Here is a 4,006-nt window from a genome sequence, read left to right on the forward strand (position 1 = left end):
GATTTACTATTTGCTATAATCAAAATATTGGCTAAAAGTCAGAATAATTCATGAGTAATAATTGATAATTAATAAAACTGTAGAAAATATCACAAATTAACTTCCTGACTTTAGCTGTTTTCAATGCTTATCTTTTTGGTTTCTCTGCATAGATTAGTAAGGTGCGTCAGACGTTAAATCATCCTTAAATTCGACTATTTATCAATCTGACGCACCCTACGGAAAATTGAAACAACCACCAAAAGAGACACAGAAGGAAAATCATGCCCAAATCTTATGCCACAATTGATGGTAACGAAGCCGTTGCCCGTGTAGCTTACAAATTGAATGAAGTAATTGCTATTTATCCGATTACCCCATCTTCAAATATGGGTGAATGGGCTGATGCTTGGATGTCGGAAAATAAACCAAATCTTTGGGGAACTGTTCCCAGTGTTACCCAAATGCAAAGCGAAGGAGGGGCTGCTGCTGCTGTCCATGGGGCATTACAAACGGGGGCATTAAGTACAACTTTCACCGCTTCTCAGGGATTACTATTAATGATTCCTAACTTGTACAAAATTGCCGGAGAATTAACTAGTTTTGTTATTCATGTTTCTGCCCGTTCCTTAGCTACTCATGCTTTATCTATTTTCGGTGATCATAGTGACGTTATGGCTGCAAGGGCGACTGGCTTCGCTTTTTTGTGTTCAGCTTCTGTGCAGGAAAGTCATGATTTTGCTTTAATTTCTCATGCGGCAACTTTAGCAGCAAGAGTGTCATTTATGCACTTTTTTGATGGGTTTAGAACTTCCCATGAAGTGCAGAAAGTTGAGTTGTTATCTGATGAGGATTTACAAGCTTTCATTCCCCAATCTTTAGTATTTGCACATCGTCAACGGTGCTTAACTCCAGATAAACCAGTATTACGAGGAACGGCACAAAATCCTGATGTTTATTTTCAATCTCGTGAAGGTGCAAACCCTTATTATGATGGTTGTGCTGATATTGTTCAAACAATAATGGATAAATTTGGAGAACGCACAGGCAGATATTACAAACTCTATGAATATCATGGCGCACCCAAGGCAGAAAGAGTAATTGTAATTATGGGTTCTGGTTGTGAAACTGTCCATGAAACTGTGGATTATCTCAACAATCAAGGGGAAAAAGTCGGAGTTATCAAAGTGCGGCTTTTCCGTCCTTTTGATGTTGCTAGATTTATAGAAGCATTACCAAATAGTGTTAAATCTATTGCTGTTCTTGATAGAACTAAAGAAGCTGGAAGTGCAGGAGAACCTTTATATTTAGATGTGGTGACAGCTATTTATGAAGGGTGGAAAAAAACTACGTTCCCGAAAATTGTTGGCGGCAGATATGGACTGTCTTCTAAGGAATTTACTCCCGCAATGGTGAAGAGTATTTTTGATAATCTGACTCAACTTAAACCCAAAAATCATTTCACAATTGGGATTAATGATGATGTCACTTTCACTTCTTTGAATTTTGATGCCAATTTCTCTACAGAACCAGATCATGTGGTTCGGGCAATGTTCTATGGTTTAGGTTCAGATGGTACAGTAGGGGCAAATAAAAACTCCATCAAAATCATCGGGGAAGGTACAGAAAATAACGCCCAAGGTTACTTTGTTTATGATTCTAAAAAGTCCGGTTCTATGACAGTTTCTCATTTACGGTTTGGAACTGGAACAATTCGCTCAACTTACCTGATAGACAAGGCTAATTTTATCGGTTGTCACCATTGGGGATTTGTGGAAACTATTGATATTTTAAAAGCTGCTGCACCGGGAGCGACTTTGTTGTTAAATAGTCCTTATGATGCTGATCAGGTTTGGGAAAATCTACCTTCAAAAGTCCAACAGCAAATTATTGACAAGAACCTGAAAGTTTATACTATTAATGCTAGTCAAGTGGCAAAAGATAGTGGTATGGGACACAGAATTAACACTATCATGCAGGTGTGTTTCTTTGCTTTAGCAGGGGTATTGCCAGAAAGAGAAGCGATCGCTAAAATCAAACAAGCCATAGAAAAAACCTATGGCAAAAAAGGCGCGGAAGTTGTCAAGATGAATTTAAAAGCCGTAGACAACACCCTAGAAAATCTCCATTCTGTAAATGTAGAGACGTTCCATGGAACGTCTCTACAAAATAACGCAAGATTTCTACAAAATAATGCACCCAAATTTGTCGAGAATGTTCTTAGCAAAATCATGGTTTGGGAAGGTGATGATTTACCTGTAAGTGCGTTACCTGCTGACGGAACTTTCCCCAGTGGAACTGCAAAATGGGAAAAACGCAACGTTGCGGAGGAAATCCCCGTTTGGGAGGCTGATGTCTGCGTTCAATGCGGTAAATGTGTGATGGTTTGTCCTCACGCTGCTATTCGCGCCAAAGCTTATCAATCCAGTGACTTAGTCAACGCACCCATATCTTTTAAGTCCACTAATGCCAAAGATAAGAGCTTTGCTAACCAGAAATTCACCATTCAGGTAGCCCCAGAAGACTGTACAGGCTGCGAAATTTGCGTGAGTGTCTGTCCTGCCAAAAACAAGGCAGAACCCACCCTCAAGGCGATTAATATGAGTCCCCAGTTACCGTTGCGGGAACAGGAACGGGAAAACTGGAATTTCTTTTTGAGTTTACCAAATCCAGACCGGAAAACTTTGAAGGTAAGCCAAATTCGTCAGCAGCAATTACAAGAACCGTTGTTTGAATTTTCCGGTGCTTGTGCTGGTTGTGGAGAAACGCCCTACCTTAAATTATTAACACAATTGTTTGGCGATCGCTCACTCGTTGCCAACGCCACCGGCTGTTCTTCCATTTACGGTGGAAATCTCCCCACAACTCCTTGGAGTCAAAACGCTGACGGTAGAGGTCCTGCATGGTCTAATAGTTTATTTGAAGATAACGCCGAATTTGGTTTTGGTTATCGTTTATCTATAGACAAACAAGGGGAATTTGCAGGAGAATTATTGTCACAATTAAGTAGTGAAATTGGCGATAATTTAGTTAATGCCATTCTCAAAGCTGAACAAAAAACCGAAGCTGATATTTGGGAACAACGGGAAAGAATTGTCATTCTCAACCACAAATTAGCTGAGATTGCGGAAACTATAAAAGACGCAAATCTCAAATCCAAAATCCAAAATCTCAAATCCCTCGCTGATTATTTAGTCAAGAAAAGTGTGTGGATAGTTGGGGGTGATGGTTGGGCGTATGATATAGACTTTGGTGGAATTGATCATGTAATTTCCACAGGGCGCAATGTGAACATTTTGGTGATGGATACAGAAGTTTATTCTAACACTGGAGGACAATCTTCTAAAGCCACACCAAAAGCCGCAGTTGCTAAATATGCAACTGGTGGAAAACCCGCACCCAAGAAAGATTTGGGTTTAATGGCCATGACTTATGGTAATGTTTATGTAGCGAGTGTAGCCTTAGGTGCGCGTGATGAACATACACTCAAAGCATTTTTAGAAGCGGAAGCTTTTGACGGTCCATCAATCATTATTGCTTACAGTCATTGTATTGCTCACGGGATTGATATGACCAAAGGTTTACATCAGCAAAAGGCTCTAGTAGACTCAGGAAGATGGTTGTTATATCGCTATAATCCGGCATTACAAGAACAGGGTAAAAATCCCCTACAATTGGATATGAAAGCACCTTCTGAATCGGTGGAGAAGTCAATGTACCAAGAGAACCGATTTAAGATGTTGACGAAAAGTAAACCGGAGGTTGCCAAGTTGTTGCTAGAACAAGCGCAAATGGAAGTTAATGCTAGATGGGAAATGTATCAATATTTAGCGAATAGGTAAAGGTCTTCCTAAGTAGGGTGTTTGAAAAGTATTAGATGAAACCGATAATCTTCAGAAACCTAACCCCCCTTCCCTACCTCTCCCTAACCCTCTCCTACAGCAAATTGTCATCAAACCCGGAACAAGAACCCCGCCCCCAACCCCCTCCCCGCAAGCGATGAGGGGGCTAAGATGTACCTCATAAG

The 4,006-nt window shown here is 40.4% G+C and carries 1 protein-coding gene; it reads left to right on the top strand.

Annotated elements, in window-relative coordinates; genetic code table 11:
• The first annotated feature begins 263 nt into the window (after nucleotides 1–263).
• Entirely contained in the window at nucleotides 264–3,821 is a 3,558-nt protein-coding gene (nifJ, locus tag IQ228_RS22720) for a pyruvate:ferredoxin (flavodoxin) oxidoreductase (RefSeq protein ID WP_027400877.1), read from the top strand.
• The last annotated feature ends 185 nt before the right edge of the window (nucleotides 3,822–4,006 follow it).

Source organism: Dolichospermum sp. LEGE 00246 (genome assembly GCF_015207865.1).
Lineage (GTDB): Bacteria > Cyanobacteriota > Cyanobacteriia > Cyanobacteriales > Nostocaceae > Dolichospermum > Dolichospermum heterosporum.